The following is a 15,854-nucleotide window of genomic DNA, read 5'->3' as shown; positions in this document are numbered from 1 at the left end:
TTGGACCTCCGGATGATTGACGGCGACATCATTATGACATTAAGGTCGCCAGCTAATTGCAGGAGCAAGGACAGACGCCTTTGTCTGTCATTTTTGCGCAACAGAACATATGGAGTTTGAATGCGCGGGGCACTATTACGCAGCGGTAAGAGCGGGTCATTCACAGCCTTGGGCGAAACAGGTCAACCGGTATACCGGGCGGCCCTGCAATTGCGCGAAGCCATTCGCCGCAAGAACCCCGAAATGGTCGATCATCTGGCCATCCCTCAAAGCGATGAGCTCGGTAACCAGATCGATTGGTACAGCGGCCTCGACGGCGATGTGATCCCGTGGAGCAGTGCGACCGAAGAAGAACGCGTCCCTGCCCGCCGCCAACTTGAAGCGCTGAAAACCGCGCTCGAGGAATTGAGCCAGCGTTTCCTGGGCACTGAATCCGGCGAACAGCAGCAAGGCGACAAAGCCGTGTTCGGCAAGCTGCTCAAGCGCGTGATTCATTTCCCCGATGAGAATTTCGTCTACCTGGTGCAAGGCAAGCCGGTGCTGACCTTTTGGGGTTTCGAGCATGCCGGTACCGGCAATCGCGATCCCCTGCACTGCCTCTATCAGGTTCCGCCCGCGTTTACGCTGCCCCCGGTGGTCGAAGCCGCGCCTGTCGTTGCGCCCGTCGTTGCGCCCGTCGTGCCGGTGGTTGCTCGTCCGTGGTGGCGTCGCTGGTGGTGGCTGTTGCTGCTGCCGTTCCTGCTACTGCTTTTGTGGCTGTTGCTTGGTCTGCGTGGTTGCGTGCCGATTCCGTTGGTGGCGGTAGACCTGCTGCCTGAGGGCATCGTGCCGGTGGAAAAACAGCTGGAAGAACCGCAACTGACCGGCAATGCCACGACGCTGAACGGCGTTCCGGTGACGGGCACCGTTGTAGGCTCTACCACTGGAACCGGCACCGGTACCGCCGTGACCGAAACCCAAGGAGTGGAAGCGCCGGCGGTCGAGGGCAACGAGGCAGATGCAGCGCCGGCCGACCTGGCCAAAGACCCAGCCAAAGACCCGGCAGCCGAATCGCCCGCCACCCCGCCCGAAAACAAAACCGCGCCGCCGGATATCACATCGCCCGAGGCCGAAAAATCCGCCGCCGCAAAACCCGGCCCTCCCCTGAGCATTCCACCGGACGCCGCCGACGGTGCCGCCAAGTTCCTCGACGGTCAGTTCCGCGCCGGCGCCGGTATTCAGGACCGCCGGACCGGCAAACCGCTGCGTCTGGAATACCAGCTCAAGGACGGTAAGGGCGAAGTCACCGTACACCAGGCCGACGGCACGAAATGCACCGGGCCGGTGAGCGCTACTATGAAGGGTGGCAGCTTGGCCATCGACAGTCAGGGCCAGGCCGTGTGTGGCGATGGCAGCACTTACGACATGCCCAAGGTCAACTGCCGCAAAGGGGCGACCACAGTCGCAGACTGCACCGGCGGTTACGGCAAAGAACAATTCCCCATGTCCATGCGGCACGTGGCCGAATAAAAACGGAATAACCCGACATGTTGCCTGAAGTCACCCAATTCGAAGACACCGTCACGCTGGTCAGCGACACCGGCATCCAGTTCATGGATTTCGCCCTGCGCCTGGACCCTCGCAAAGAACCGGCGGGCGAGTTCGCGCCGATGATCAGCGGGTTGATCTGCCGCCTGTCATACAACGAAGAGAAAGACTTCTTTTTCTACGAGCCGGAGCCAGAAAAGGTCGAAAAGGCCAAACCGGCGTTCAGCGTCGACATGAAAAGCAGCCTCGAACTGCTGGACGGTGTCTGGCTGCCGACCCCGTTTTTCCGCTTCATGCCGCCGCACCGCTTCGACGAAGGCCCGACCAACTGGTCGCGCATGCGCCTGGTCAAACTGGCGACGCCCGACATCGACGGCAACACCCATCGTCTGACGATGGCGTTCGACAGCCGCGTGATGCCCAAGCGTGACGGCACTGCTTACCTGGCGCCGAACGAAGAAGACATCAGCTCCGGCGTGTCCTTCAAACTGGCGACGAAGGCCAGCGAAACCCGCTGGTTCCTGGCCCAGCCGTGGGTCAACGAATGGCTGCTCGAAGTGTTCAACGAGGGCAATGCCCACCGCTCGCGCGCAGAGCTGGACACCGACATCCGCGCCAACTATCACTTGGCGCACTACCTCAACTTGCTGAGCCTTCTGAGCAAGCCATCGGCGGCGGAGCAGTCGACTGCCCGGCCGAAAGTTGAAATCCCTGAATTGAAGGTGGTTGCCAACGACAGCAATGGCCTGGTCAAACCGATTCCGGTGGACCTGGTGCTGGACGTCGGCAACTCGCGCACCTGCGGCATCCTGATCGAAAACCACGGTCAGGCCGGTTCCGGGTTGAAACAGAACTACGTGCTGGAACTGCGCGACCTGATCACCCCCGAACACACTTACAACCTGCCGTTCGAAAGCCGTGTGGAATTCGCCCAGGCGTATTTCGGCAAGGACCACTGCTCGGTCAAAAGCGGCCGGCACGATGCGTTCCAGTGGGCGACGATTGCCCGTGTCGGCAACGAGGCCAGTCGTCTGGCCAGCCGTCGTCGCGGCACCGAAGGCTCGACCGGGTTGTCCAGCCCGAAACGTTACCTGTGGGACGAAAACGCCTACGGCCACGGCTGGCGCTTCAACTGCTCGTACATCAAGACCGACAGCGAGCCGTACGCCACTGCCGCGCCGTTCTCGCACCTGATCAATGAAACCGGCGAGGCGCTTTACAGTCTTGAAGAAGACGATCGTCTGCCGGTGTTCATGCCGCGTTATTCGCGCAGCTCGCTGATGACGTTCATGCTCGCCGAGGTCCTGGCCCAGGCGCTGTCGCAAATCAACAGCCCGGCCCAGCGCTCGCGCCAGGGTCACACCCGTGTGCCGCGCCAGCTCAACAGCATCACCCTGACCGTGCCGCCGGGCATGCCGCAGGCCGAGCGCAGCATCCTCAACGAACGCATGCAGCAAGCCATCGGCCTGGTGTGGAAAAGCCTCGGCTGGCATGCCGGCGAGGAAGACCCGCATCAGGACCAGGCCGTCAGCCCGCGCACGCCGATCCCGAGCATCCGCGTCGAATGGGACGAAGCCTCCTGCGGTCAGTTGGTGTACCTGTACACCGAGGTCAACGAGAACTTCGCCGGGCACCCGGAAGAGTTTTTCGACACCCTCGCCCGGCCGGACAAAACCGACCGTGAACGCATCACCCTGGCGACCATCGACATCGGCGGTGGCACCACCGACCTGGTGATCACCGACTATCGCCTCGACCGCGCCGGCAACACCGGCAGCGGCAGCAACGTGCACATCGTGCCCGAGCAGCGTTTTCGCGATGGCTTCAAAGTGGCCGGCGACGACATTCTGCTGGACGTGATTCAGGACTTCGTCCTGCCGAGCTTCGAAAAAGCCTTGCAGATCTCAGGGGTCAAATCGCCCGTCTCGCTGATGTCGCGGCTGTGTGGCGATGAATCGGTCAGCGCCCAGGACATGATCCTGCGCCAGCAACTGAACCTGCAGGTATTTGCCCCGCTAGGCCTGGCGCTGCTCAAGGCCTACGAGCATTACGACCCGCAAGACCAGCAGGAAGTGAGCACCCAGACGTACCGCCAATTGCTGGGCGACAACGCAATCAGCCAGACCGTGCTCGATTACGTCAATGCCGCCGTGCGTCGTGATGTCGGCAGCCAAAGCGCCTTTGACCTGTACGAATCGTTGATCAGCTTCGACCTGCAAAAGCTCCATGCCGCATTCCTCAACGATCAGATCAACATCACCAAGATCCTCGGTGCGCTGTGTGAAGTGGTCGCGCATTACCCGTGCGACGTCCTGCTGCTGACCGGCCGCCCTTCGCGCCTGCCCGGCATTCAGGCGTTCATCCGCAAGGTGTTGCCGCTGCCACCGGGGCGCATCCTGGCGTTGCAGAACTACCGCACCGGCGGCTGGTACCCGTTCCACAAGAACGGCCTGATCGACGACCCGAAAAGCACCGCTTCGGTCGGCGCGATGCTGTGCCTGTTGTGCGCCAACCACAGTGTGCCGAACTTCTACTTCCGCGCTTCGGCACTCAAACCGTATTCGACGGTCAAAAACATCGGCGTTATCGACCTGAACAACGTGATCAAGGATGCCGACGTGCTGTACCGCGACATTCAGTCCGAAGACTACAAAATCAAGCTGCCGGAAATCGGCACGGGCGACACCGCCGACACGCCTCAGCTGGAAATGCGCGGCGATCTGCGCCTCGGTTTCCGTCAGCTGGCCGCCGACCGCTGGGCCGCTTCGCCGCTGTACACCTTGCGTTTCACCAAGGCCGGTCGGGAGAAGTTCTCCCGTGCGATCGGTGAAAACGGCAGCGCGCCGCTGCTCAAGGTGCGCTTCGAGGTCAAACCGGCGGACAAGTACACACGCAAGCAGGATCTGGTCAGCGACCGCCTCTCGGTACGCAACATCGAATCCAACTGCAGCAACGTCAACTTCAACCCGCGCAGCGACCTCGAGCTGGAACTCAACACCATGCTCGACGCCGGCCTGAGCGAGACCAAGTACTGGCTCGACAGTGGAAGTGTGAAACGCAAATGAATGACCTGACCCCCGATCAACATCAGCTCTCTACCCGCTGGGCCGCTGTTTATGAAGGTGCCGGTCAGGCGCTGGAATGGATTGGCCAGACCCGTGTCAACGCGCCACGTCTGGACAGCGAAGCCGACAACCTGAACATCCGCCTGCATCGCGCCCGCAACCTGGCCCACAGCCTCGGTCGCGTGGCCTGCACGCCGATGACCATCGGCTTTTTCGGTTTGTCCCAGGCGGGCAAGTCCTACCTGATCTCGGCCCTCGCGGCCGGGCAGAACGGCAAACTGGAAACCGATTTCGGCGGCCAGCGCCTGGACTTCATCAAGCACATCAACCCGGTGGGTGGCGGCAAGGAAGCCACCGGCCTGGTGACGCGCTTCAGCCGGCGGGCCACACCGAGCCAGGACCCGGATTTCCCGGTGGAGCTGACGCTGTTCAAGGAAATCGAGCTGGCGAAGATTCTCGCCAACTCCTGGTTCAAGGATTTCGACCTTGAGCGGATTTCCTACGAGATTGACGAAGAACGCATCCAGCGAGTCCTCAAGCCGTTCGAAGGTCGCGAGACCGGGCCGATGCAGCCGGGTGTCAGCGCCGACGATCTGGTGTCGTTGTGGGATTACCTGCGGGACAACTTCCGTAACTCGGTGAAAAAACTCGAGCACCTGTATTGGCCGAAAGCCTTGCAGCTCGCGCCGCGCCTGAACTTCCAGGAACGTGCCGAGCTGTTCGCCATTCTTTGGGGTGAGCAAAGCGAACTGACGCGCGTGTATCAGCAACTGGCCGGCGCGCTGCACAAGCTGGGCCTGCCTGAAACTGTATTCGCGCCGTTGAAGGCCTTGGTGAGTTTCGAAAACGACACTTACAGCCAGCGCGACAGCATCATGAACGTCGACATCCTCGAGCGCTTCGGCAGCCCGCGGGACTTGCCGATCGACGTGCGGCCACGCATCGACGGTCGCCTGCAAAACAGCCAGGGCATTCCTGTCGCGCAACTGGCGGCACTTACGGCGGAAATGACGTTCGGCCTGATCGAAGCCCCGGCCGATGACATCGTCAACCAGGTCGATCTGCTCGACTTCCCCGGCTATCGCGGACGCAAGAAGCTGCACGAGATCGCCAACTCCAACGACCCGGAATCCGCCACCAAGGACAACTCCGTCTCGCAGCTGATTCTGCGCGGCAAGGTCGCGTACCTGTTTGAGCGCTACACCGACAATCAGGAAATGAACGCGCTGGTGGTGTGCACCGGCTCGACCAAACAAAGCGACGTCAACGACGTTGGCCCGGTGCTGACGCGCTGGATCGAAAAAACCCAGGGCGCCGACGCGGCCGCTCGCAGCAAACGCGACACCGGTCTGATCTGGGCATTGACCATGCTCGACTTGCGCATCACCAACTCCCTGAGCCTGACACCCGATCAGTACGACGAGAGCTGGAACGGCATGGTCAAGCTGACCATGCTGGAGCGCTTCGGCAGCCTGAGCTGGATGAACGACTGGGCCGGCACGCCGTTCCAGAACACCTTCCTGGTGCGTAAACCGCGCATGGACGCGGCATTCATCGTCCAGGACGCCAGCGGCGCCGAAACCGGGATCAACGCCAGTTACCAGGAACGCGTCGATGCGCTGGGCGAAAGCTTTGCGAGCAACGCGCTGGTGTGCAAACACGTCAGCAACCCCGCCAATACCTGGAAAGAAATGCTGCGCAACGATGACGGTGGCATCAGTCACTTCAGCGGCAGTTTCAAGGGCGTGGCCAATATCGAATTCAAGCTGCAGCGCATCCGCGAGCAGCTGGACGAATGCCTTGAAGGCCTGACCACGCATGGTCTGAGCACCTGGTATCACGCCGACGGTGACGGCGCCGCCGCTGCCAAGAAAGCCCAGGCGCAGATGATTCTGTCGACCCTGGGCCGTCGTCCGGCGGTGCTGGGCGAACTCATCGATCAACTCGACATGCCGAGCGAAGAGGTACGCGACCTGTACCTCAGCGGCGTGTACGAAACCGATGACGAGCCAGCGGTCAGCGATGAGCCGGTCGCCCTGACACCGAGCCAGAGCCTGTACGGCAACGACGCCGGTTTCGATTTCGATTTCGGCGATGACGCCAGCCCCGACAGCACACCGGCCAGCAGCAAGCCCCACACGCCGGTCCCGGAACTGCAAAGCAACGAACACCGTTTTGCCAAAGCGGCCTTCAAGGCCTGGGTCGCGCACTTGCGCGAACTGACCACCCGGCAAAGCCTGCTCAACCTGCTGGGACTGGAAAAGGCTTTGCTCGAAGCGGTGGTCGACGAGCTGATCACTGCCGGTTATCGCCAGGATTTGCCGGGGCAACTGAGCCGCGCCGTCCTCAAGCGTGCCCAGAGCGGTGCGCGTCGCGATCAACTGGTCGAGCGCCAGGTACTGGAAGTACAACGCGTGCTGCGCGATTTCGTGTCCTGGTTCGGCTACCTCCAGAAACCCGTGAGCGAGCGCCCACCTAGCCGGACCGGTGCCAAAGCGCCCTTGTTCTCGTTCTATACCGACATCGGTCCGGGACAAGTGCCGGAGTTGCCGCCGCAACCGGCGAACCAGGCGCAACGGTATCTCGGCGACTGGCTTTCGGGCCTGGCCTGTATCACGCAGGACAACGCCGGCCATGGTGCCGGTCGCGAAATCACCCCTGAACAGAACGAACGGCTGGGCCAAGTGCTCACAGCCTTCGCAGCGAGATAAGCAATGCCAATTCGTGTCGACCTGCTCGCCTTAGAGCCCAATGTGCCTGGCCGGGCCTGCCTTACTGTGAAGAAATGGCAGGGTGGCGAAGAACAGCTGGAATTCTCCATTCAGCGTAACCAGGACGGTTTCTACCTCCAGGACCAACAGGCCTGGAGCAACAACCCGTTCTGGTTCAAGGTTTCGCGCTTCACTGTCGCCGCCAGTGGCGATGCCCTTGAAGCCCAGGTCGGCCCGGAAGTGGTCGACCCGCTGCTGGAAGGCAGCGCCAACTCGCAATTCCAGATCGAACTGCGCGAGCAGAGCCTGGGGCATGCCGACAAAGGCGTGGTCCGGCCAGGCGTCGGGCTGTTGCCGTCCACGGCGGGTGGTCAGACGCGCTCGACGTACGGCGGCGCAGATTTGACCGCGCCGGCGGCACCAGCACCTGAGATCCCGGAAATCCCGGAAATCCCGGAACTGCCGGAATTGATCTTGCCCACCGCCGAGCCAGAAATCGAACTGGAATCGGTGCCCAACGAACGCGAATACACGCCTGCTCCGCCACCGGTGAAGAAGAGCAACAAAGGCCTGCTCGGCCTCGCGCTTGTGCTGGTATTGCTGCTGGCGGCAGCGGCCGGGTTCTGGTTCTACAAACGCACGCCGGCGCCTGCCCCGACGGTCGCGGCCGCCGCACCGGCCGGTGCCGACGCACAAGCCTGCACGCTGGAAAGCATGAACAGCCTGCCCGAGCTGACCTTCGTCCAGACCTGCATCAAGGCGGCACCCGACAGCGCCAAGCTGCTGGAAATCATCAACGAAGCCAAGGCCGGCAAACACTGCGGTGTCGCCCAGCGCCTGTACGCCAACCGTGCCCAGGCCGGTGACGCGCTGATCGCCAACGCCTATGCCCGCGAATACGACCCGAAATACCTGAAGGCCAGCGAGTGCTTCCCGGTAGCGGATAACGCCACCGCGGCCTACTGGTACGAAACGATCCTCACCCAGGACCCGAACAACGCCGAAGCCAAGCAGCGTTTCGAGGAGTTGCAGAAGTGATGCGTTCACCCGTGAGTCGTTTCCTGCTGAGCAGCGCCGCGCTGTTGGCGCTGTGCATCAGCCCGTTGTCCCAGGCTGATGACAAACCGCTGATCCAGGCCGGTAAAAAGACCTTGTTCCAACGCGTGCTGACCACCCCGGGCTGCAAGATCAGCCCGACGGCGGGCGGTGCGGCAGGCGAGGCGCAACCCGTGTTCAGCCGTTTCTACGTGTACGAACGCGCCCAGGCGGCAAACGCCGAGTGGCTGAAAGTCGGCCCCGACAGTTATGGCAAAACCATTGGCTGGCTGCCCGCCAGTTGCACCACCGACTGGAAAATGCAGCTGACCCTGGCCTTCACCAACCCGGCCAACCGCGACCGGCTGCTGTTCTTCAAGGAACGCGCCACGGTCGAAGGCATTCTCAATGCACCGGACCCGGTGAGCAAAGTCGCCCCGCTGCGCGCCACGTTGAAAAAGGGCAAGCAAGCACCCGGCGTGCTGGCCGAAGAACCTGAATACTTCGTCGACCTGCAAAAGCAGTTCTACCTGTTGCCCGTGCTGAGCGGCGAAGAAGTCATGACCGAAGCGGGCTTTCGCACGCGCCTGCTCAATGTCGCATCGGTCAGCAAGCCCGACGAAAAAGACACCAAGGGCGCGGCCGGCAAAAATGCGTCCGGCGGCAAAGAGGCCGAAGACATGGCCGCCAGCCAACTGAAGGAATTCAGCGCTGCGGTGGTGTTTGTCATCGACTCGACGATTTCGATGGACCCGTACATCGACCGTACCCGCGAAGCGATCCGCAAGGTTTATCAGCAGATCGAATCGCAGAACCTCGGCAAGCAGGTCAAGTTCGGCATGGTGGCTTTCCGTTCCAATACCCAGGCGGTGCCGGGCCTGGAATACACCACCAAGATGTACGCCGACCCTACCAAGGTGAAAGACAGCGCCGACTTTTTCGCCAAGATCGCCGACCTCAAACAGGCCAAAGTGTCGAGCAGCAGCTTCGATGAGGATGCCTTTGCCGGCGTCATGGAGAGCATCGACAAGGTCGACTGGAGCCAGTTCGGTGCGCGCTACGTGGTGTTGATCACCGACGCGGGCGCCATCGAAGGTGACGACAAACTGTCGAAAACCGGTTTGAGCGCTGCACAGGTGCGTATTGAGGCTGCCAACCCGGGCGTAGCGATTTACACCCTGCACTTGAAAACCCCGGCCGGGGTCAAGGATCACGCCAAGGCCGAGGCGCAGTACCAGAACCTGTCGACTTACCCGGGCACCAACACCTCGCTGTATTACCCGGTGAATGCCGGTGATGTGCAGGAGTTCGGGCGCAAGGTCGACGCACTGGCCACCGCGATCACTACACAGGTGAAAGCCGCCTACATGGGCGAAGATGCCATCGGCAGCGCGGCGAACGCCAAGCAGGACCCGGCCGAGAAGAAAATGCTCGAGGACGCCGCACTGATCGGCCACGCCATGCAACTGGCCTATCTGGGCGAGAAGAACAACAGCAAGTCCCCGCCGGTGTTCAAGGCGTGGATCACCGACCGTGACCTGATCAAGCAGAACATCCCCACCACCGACGTGCGGGTGTTGCTGACCAAGTCCCAGCTCAGCGACTTGAGCGACGTGATGAAGAAGATTCTCGACGCTGCCAACGAAGGCCTGATTTCGCCGACAGAAATGTTCGACCGCCTGCGCTCGGTGGCCGCGACCATGGGCGCCGATCCGAACCAGCTCAAGCAGAACAACAATGCCAAACTGGCGGACATGGGCGTGCTCGGCGAGTACATCGAAGACCTGCCGTACCAGAGCGAAGTGCTGAACCTGGATGAAGAAACCTGGAAGAGCTGGGACGGTCTGGCGCAGGAGAAATTCATCCGTACGCTCAACACCAAACTGCGGCACTACCAGCGTTACAACGCTGACGTCGACCGTTGGGTGGCGTTGGCCAAGGACAGCGATGCGCGGGACAACGTGTACCCGGTGCCTCTGGAAATGATGCCTTAACGAGACGCCCATGCTCGATATCAGGAACCTGCTGGTGCGCCGTGGTGAAGGCGCGCTGGCCCATCACGTGCGCCTGCCGCACTTGCAGATCGGCGGCGGGGAAATCCTCGCCATCACCGGCGAGAGCGGCAGCGGCAAAAGCACATTGCTTGAGGCCATCGGCCTGCTGCTGGCACCGGTCGAGCTTGAGCGCTTTCGCTTGGGCGCAAAACAGGATCAGGACATCGCCCGATTGCTGGCCACGGATGATCAACCGGCTTTGGCGGCGGTGCGTTCGCGGCACCTGGGGTTCATTTTGCAAAGTGGCGGCCTGCTGCCGTTTCTGAGCGTGCGCGACAACATCAGCCTGCCGCGCCGTTTGCTCGGCATGTCGGCACACAGCGCGCACATCGACCACGCGGTTGAGGTATTGCGTCTGCAAGGACTGCTGGATAAAAAGCCGCAGGCACTGTCGATCGGCGAACGCCAGCGCGTGGCCTGCGTTCGCGCCATTGCCCATGAACCGCTGCTGCTGTTGGCGGACGAACCGACCGCCGCGCTCGACCCGCACAGTGCCCGGCGCCTGTTTGAATTGCTGCTGAGCCTGGTGTCGAGCATGGGCCTGAGTGCGCTCGTGGTGTCCCATGATTGGGCCTTGTTGAAGGATTTCGGCTTGCCGCGACTCGGCGCTATCAGCCGCCAGGGAGAGACTCTGTTTGAACCGATGGACTGACCGACTGCGCCTGCTGGGCACGCTGGCCCTGCAAGACCTGTGGCACGACCGCAAGGTGTCGCTGTGCATCGCCGCCTCGTTGGTGGCGGTGATCGCGCCGCTGCTGCTGCTGTTCGGCCTCAAGCACGGGGTGGTCAGCCAGTTGCAGGACGAACTGCTGCGCGACCCGCGCAACCTTGAAGTGAAGATGCTCAGCAACGGCAACTACGACAGTGCCTGGATCGAGCGTCTGCGCCAGCGTCCCGAGACCGGTTTTGCCCTCGGCCAGACCCGTTCGCTCAACACCCAGGCGGATTTGCTGATCGGCATGCAACGCTTCGTCGAAGGCGCGGAAATCATCGCCACCGAACCCGGCGACCCGCAACTGAACCTGCCGGAACTCAACCCCACCGGCGATCAAGTGATCCTCAGTGCCCGCGCCGCGCAACGCTTGCAGGCCAAGGTCGGCGATCGCGTGCAACTGCGCGTGCTGCGTCGTCTGGAAGGCGTGAATGAGCGCGGCGAGATGTCGCTGAGCGTGCTGGCGATTCTCGATGGCGCCCGTTTCGGCCGCGCCGCCGGGTTTGTCGCCCCGCCGTTGCTGCTGGACCTGGAGCGCTTTCGCGATGGCTATCAGGTCAGTGCGTTCGGCATCACCACCGGCAAGCCTCTGGGTGATCTGCAACCGCTGTATGCCCGCGCTCGCGTGTATGCACACGACATCGACCAAGTGGCGCCGCTGGAGCGCTGGCTCAACGAACAACACATCGAAACGTCGAGCCGACTGGCCGACATCGACAACGTCAAAGCCATCAACCATGTGCTGGGGCTGATCTTCGGTGTTATTGCCCTGGCGGCATTGATTGGCTGTGTGGCGTCGATGGTCGGCGCGTTCCTGGCCAACATCGACCGCAAGCGCAAAAGCCTCGCGGTCCTGCGCCTGTTGGGGTTCAAGCGCACGGCGGTCGCCGGTTTCGTGGTCGTGCAAGCGCTGTTGCTGAGCCTGGCCGGCTACCTCGGCGGATTGGGTTTTTACGCTGTCGGCAGTCATCTGTTCGACTACTTGCTCGGCAGCAGCCAGGCCACCGGCACCTTTGTCTGCCACATCACACTCTGGCATGGCCTCGCCGCCCTGCTTCTGACCTTTCTGGTCGCTACACTGGTGGCCGTGATCGGCGCCGTGCGCGCCATCAGCATCCAACCTGCGGAGAGTCTGCGTGAGCTATAAACGTTTTGGCTTGCTGTTGCCCCTGAGCCTGGGCTACTTGCTCGACGCTTCGGCGGCGGGCTGGGAAGAGAAGTATTACAACCCGATGCCCGAAGCCAGCGACGTCGTTTTGCCGATGCCGTGCGAAGGCTCGATGGTGTTTCGCAAGGTGTTCATTCCGGTCACCGGCCCGCTCGACGACTACCCGATCAACATCGGTCAGGACGGCGCGGAATACGGCTATGTCGAACAGACTCGACCGACGTTTATCGCCGGCAGTTTCACCGGCGCCAAGAACGACAAGTCCCGCTACTACCTGATGGCCAAGTACGAGATGAGTCAGTTGCAGTACGCCGCCCTGACCGATGAAACCTGCCCCACCGCAGCGACCAAGATGCGCCTGCCGCAAGTGGCCGTGAGCTGGGTGCAAGCCGTCGAAGCGGCTGACAAGTACAACCTGTGGCTGCGCAAGAACGCCGCCGGCAAGCTGCCGAAAGAAGACGGCGCCCTGGGCTTCCTGCGTTTGCCGACGGAAGTCGAATGGGAGTTCGCCGCGCGCGGTGGCCTGGAAGTCGGTGCGGCGGAATTCCGCGATACACGCTACCCGATGCCCGACGGCATCAACGCTTACGAGTGGTTCGCCGGGGCGCAATCGTCCAACGGCAAACTGCAGTTGTCCGGCCTGCAAAAGCCCAATCCGTTGGGCCTTCACGACATGCTCGGCAACGTTGACGAAATGATGTTCGAGCCGTTTCGCCTGAACAAACTCGACCGCCAGCATGGCCAGGCCGGTGGTTACGTCGTGCGCGGCGGCAATTACCTGACCGCCCAGGCCGACCTGCGCACCGCGTTGCGCAAGGAAGAGCCGTACTACAACGCCGAAGGCCAGGTGAAAAACAAAACCACCGGCCTGCGCCTGGTATTGGTCTCGCCGACCCTGACCTCTCGCGAACGCGTGGCCAGCATCGAGAACAGCTGGAAGAAACTCGGCACCGGCAGCAAGGAAACCGAATCCGCCGACAAAGGCACGGTTCAGTCGCTGAACACGCTGGCCTCGGGTGTTGAAGATAAAGCGCTGAAGGAAAAACTCCAGGCCCTGGAAAACCAGCTGCGCGCCAGCAACCAGCAGCAGGAAGAAACCCGCGACCAGGCGATTCGCGCCAGCCTCAATCTGGGTGCGTTCCTGTGCACCAAGATGCTCGACGACGGCCAGTACGTGGATTTCCTGCAGAAAAACTACAAGCTCAATTGCGAAGCCGCCGAAAAAGACGCCAGTTGCGACATGCGCAAGGGCAAGCTCGACGAGCAGAAGGATCGCCTGCACAAACTCAGCCGTTACTACGCCAGCAGCCTGGTGGAGTCGGCGACGTTGTACGGTCAGCCGTTGCTCGAGGCACAAGTTCCGGTGATGGAAGAAATCATCACCCGCAACAAACAGCTTCAGGACCTCAAACCCTACTTGCGCACGCACTGGGCGAATCAAAAGACCTTCCTGCAAAAACAGAAGATCGACACTGAGGCCTGGCTGACCAGCTGCAAGACCGTCACTCAATAACAACACGTCAACACCGTCATCGAGGAGTTTCACCATGTCGCGCAGCCTTTGGACTCGCTTCAAACTACAGATCGCATTCGTCGTTGCCGGCAGCCTGTTGCTGACTGGTTGCGCCAACACCGGCAGTTCGATGCTCGGCGGCAGCGAAGGCGCAGACCCGCGCCTGACCCAGGGCAATGACGCGGAGTTCTTCAGCAAGTCCGGTTACCAGGCCTGCGCCGTCGGCGCCGGTGTCGGCATCCTCGGTTGCGCGCTGTCCAACAGCAGCAACAAGGCCGTCTGCGCCATCGCCGCCGGTATTACCGCGTGTGGCGTGGCCATGGGCGCGAACTATTATCTGGATCAACGTCGCAGCGAATACGCCGACACCTCCACCCGTCTGGCGAAGATGAACAGCGAAGTCGAGCAAGACACGCGCAATGTGATTGCCCGTACCGAGACTGCTCAGCAAGTGATCAAGGATGACCAGGCGCGTATCGCCAAGATCAAACAGGACATCGCCAGCAAAAAGGTCGACAAGACCAAAGCCCAGACGCAAATCGCCGAGATCGACAACAACATCGCAATCTTGCGCAAAGACCTCAGCAACATGCGCAAAAAAGTCACCGAGTACAGCAAAGTGGCCGATGCCGAACGCGCCCAAGGCTCCAGCGCCGAGATGAAGCAGGTGGATGTGAGCATTCTGAAAATGAACGAGAAAGTCGCTGCCTTGCAGAAGGAAGTCGACGGTCTCTACAGCCAGCGTTCCGCAATCACTCTGGGTTAAGCACATGAAGCTACGACAACTGGCGGTCCTGACCGCCGTCCTCGCCTTGAGCGGTTGCGCGACCCAGCCGGGCGAATGCGATGCGACCAATCGCGACAGCAGCATGCTGACCAAGATGAACTGCGACTACTCTGGTGGTTACAGCGATCAGGTCAAACAAAAGGAACAGGCCCTGGCCGAGTCCCGCCAGCAAAACGCGATGTTCCGTCAGGTGTACGAGAACATTCAGGCCCAGCAGCTCAGCACCAAAACCGATTTGGCCAGCCAGCAGAAATCCCAGGCTGAACTGAACCAGTCGCTGGGCAAGTTGCTGACCTCACTGAAGGCGCGCCATGGCAACGAAAGCCAGGTGCAAAAGCAGATCGCCGGGCTCGAACAGCAGCTCAAGGACTCGCAGACTGCACCGGTGGCCAAGCCTTCAAAGGCGGCCCTGGCCGCCAAGCAGGAACAACTGAAGGCGCTGCAGAAAAAGGTCAATCAACTGCAATTCAGCCTCGGTTACGAAGAGTAACTTTTCACCCGCAGGCCTCCCGCCGGAGGCCTGCAGCCTTTTCAGGAATCGACGTCATGCAGCGGGTCATCAGGGATGCGCAAGCCACACCAGAGGGGATGAGTGCGCTGCAAGCCAAAGTCGCCCTCATCCAGAAACACTTTCCGCCGACCGTCTCCAGCCTCTTCGCCATCCCGCGAATGGGCAGCGGCGAGGTGCTGGAATGGTGGACCGAACTGGGTGGCCAACCTACGCCCTATGCCGACCTCAACGAGGACGCTCAACGGCGATTGCTGGAAACCTATGAAGTGCGTCAGACGTCCCTTGGACAGTTGGCGGACGAACTGCAAAAACGCGGTCAGCCCACGGAAGCGGATGACCTGCGCAGCCTGCTCGGCGCTCCCGAGCTGGACAAACTCTACAGCCTCAACGGTGAGCCTTTGGTGGTGCGCTGGAACCAGCGCCCGCCAAAACCGGTGGTGCCGCCGGTGGTTCCGCTGGCTCCGGTGGCCGCCGTGGCGCCTTCGCGCCGTGGATGGTGGATCGCCGCGGCATTGCTGGCACTGCTGTTGTTGCTCCTGGCGCTCTGGGCTTACTGGTGGTTTATGCACCGGGAAAAGGTTGTCCCGGTCGAACCGGTCGCCCCGGTGGTGACACCGATCGAGAAACCGGTTGAGCCTGTTCCCGAGCCGGTAGTAGAGCCGGAGCCTGTAGTGGAACCGAAACCCGTACCGGCTCCCGAGCCAGAACCGGTGCCGGTGCCCGCCCCCAAACCGGTCCCGCCGCCAAAACCTGTGGTGGCCGCCCCGCCAC

At 61.7% G+C, this 15,854-nt stretch carries 10 protein-coding genes and 1 pseudogene; all 11 read left to right on the top strand.

Annotated elements, in window-relative coordinates:
* The first annotated feature begins 120 nt into the window (after positions 1-120).
* Positions 121-1,509 (top strand): SrfA family protein, encoded by a 1,389-nt coding sequence (locus KGB24_RS15875; RefSeq protein ID WP_223415408.1) that lies wholly within the window; start codon positions 121-123, stop codon positions 1,507-1,509.
* A 17-nt stretch (positions 1,510-1,526) separates the two neighbouring features.
* Positions 1,527-4,592: a virulence factor SrfB gene (locus KGB24_RS15870; RefSeq protein WP_223415407.1), complete on the top strand. Its 3,066-nt coding sequence runs from the start codon at positions 1,527-1,529 to the stop codon at positions 4,590-4,592.
* Positions 4,589-7,303 carry a putative virulence factor gene (locus KGB24_RS15865; protein WP_223415406.1) on the top strand — a complete coding sequence of 905 codons (2,715 nt, stop codon included), beginning with the start codon at positions 4,589-4,591 and terminating at the stop codon, positions 7,301-7,303. The genes KGB24_RS15870 and KGB24_RS15865 overlap by 4 nt, the downstream gene beginning before the upstream one ends.
* Before the next feature lie 3 nt (positions 7,304-7,306).
* On the top strand, positions 7,307-8,341 hold the full coding sequence (locus KGB24_RS15860) for a hypothetical protein (RefSeq protein WP_223415405.1): 1,035 nt from the start codon (positions 7,307-7,309) through the stop codon (positions 8,339-8,341).
* Positions 8,341-10,332 (top strand): vWA domain-containing protein, encoded by a 1,992-nt coding sequence (locus KGB24_RS15855; RefSeq protein ID WP_223415431.1) that lies wholly within the window; start codon positions 8,341-8,343, stop codon positions 10,330-10,332. The genes KGB24_RS15860 and KGB24_RS15855 overlap by 1 nt, the downstream gene beginning before the upstream one ends.
* Positions 10,333-10,342: 10 nt before the next feature.
* Positions 10,343-11,044 carry an ABC transporter ATP-binding protein gene (locus KGB24_RS15850; protein ID WP_207284936.1) on the top strand — a complete coding sequence of 234 codons (702 nt, stop codon included), beginning with the start codon at positions 10,343-10,345 and terminating at the stop codon, positions 11,042-11,044.
* Positions 11,028-12,251: an ABC transporter permease gene (locus tag KGB24_RS15845; protein WP_008030528.1), complete on the top strand. Its 1,224-nt coding sequence runs from the start codon at positions 11,028-11,030 to the stop codon at positions 12,249-12,251. The genes KGB24_RS15850 and KGB24_RS15845 overlap by 17 nt, the downstream gene beginning before the upstream one ends.
* Positions 12,241-13,785 (top strand): SUMF1/EgtB/PvdO family nonheme iron enzyme, encoded by a 1,545-nt coding sequence (locus tag KGB24_RS15840; protein ID WP_008030530.1) that lies wholly within the window; start codon positions 12,241-12,243, stop codon positions 13,783-13,785. The genes KGB24_RS15845 and KGB24_RS15840 overlap by 11 nt, the downstream gene beginning before the upstream one ends.
* A gap of 34 nt (positions 13,786-13,819) precedes the next feature.
* Complete coding sequence (locus KGB24_RS15835; RefSeq protein ID WP_008030532.1) at positions 13,820-14,551, top strand: hypothetical protein; 732 nt, start codon at positions 13,820-13,822, stop codon at positions 14,549-14,551.
* Between the two features lie 4 nt (positions 14,552-14,555).
* Positions 14,556-15,062, top strand: coding sequence for a hypothetical protein (locus KGB24_RS15830; RefSeq protein ID WP_207284939.1), 507 nt, complete (start codon positions 14,556-14,558; stop codon positions 15,060-15,062).
* A gap of 56 nt (positions 15,063-15,118) precedes the next feature.
* Positions 15,119-15,854 (top strand): annotated as a pseudogene (locus KGB24_RS15825) (hypothetical protein); the annotation flags it as partial.

It is taken from the genome of Pseudomonas sp. BF-RE-25 (genome assembly GCF_019956105.1).
GTDB classification, from domain to species: Bacteria; Pseudomonadota; Gammaproteobacteria; order Pseudomonadales; family Pseudomonadaceae; genus Aquipseudomonas; species Aquipseudomonas migulae.
This window is presented reverse-complemented; position numbering and strand designations above follow the sequence as displayed.